Origin of the sequence: Campylobacter concisus (assembly GCF_002914195.1) — a bacterium.
In the GTDB taxonomy this organism is placed as follows: Bacteria; Campylobacterota; Campylobacteria; order Campylobacterales; family Campylobacteraceae; genus Campylobacter_A; species Campylobacter_A concisus_M.
In genome coordinates this window covers 1-465 of record NZ_PPAU01000006.1, presented here as the reverse complement: position 1 = coordinate 465, position 465 = coordinate 1, and the positions used below count along the sequence as shown (strand labels likewise).

At 42.6% G+C, this 465-nt stretch carries 1 protein-coding gene; it reads right to left on the bottom strand.

What is annotated here, in order from left to right; translation table 11 throughout:
* Positions 1 to 465 (bottom strand): translation initiation factor IF-2 N-terminal domain-containing protein (locus CYP28_RS00035; RefSeq protein WP_141090872.1); only part of this gene is annotated, 465 nt, incomplete at both ends.

Genomic DNA, 465 nt, shown 5'->3' with positions numbered 1-465 from the left:
CTATATCGGTTACACCAGCTCCCCTTGCACGCATAGCTGTAAATGCCTCGTGACCTGGAGTGTCAATAAATGTGATGTTTCTGCCATTTTTATTTACCATATAAGCGCCCACATGCTGAGTGATGCCACCAGCCTCGCCTGCTGCTACGCGAGACTTTCTTATGTAGTCAAGTAGCGAGGTTTTGCCGTGATCGACGTGACCCATGATGGTTATGACTGGCGCTCTTGGCTGAAGATTTTCATCATCTTTTATCTCCTCCTCATAGGCTGCTACGTAGTCAAACTCTTTTTGATCGTCGATGATATTTACCTCGACATTAAACTCATCAGCCAAAATTTCTATCGCATCTTCATCCAAAAAGTCGTTTTTAGTTGTCATCATGCCAAGCATAAATAGCTTACCTATGATCTCGCTTGGCTGTTTGTTTAGCTTTTCAGCAAATTCATAAACACGAATTTCTTTTG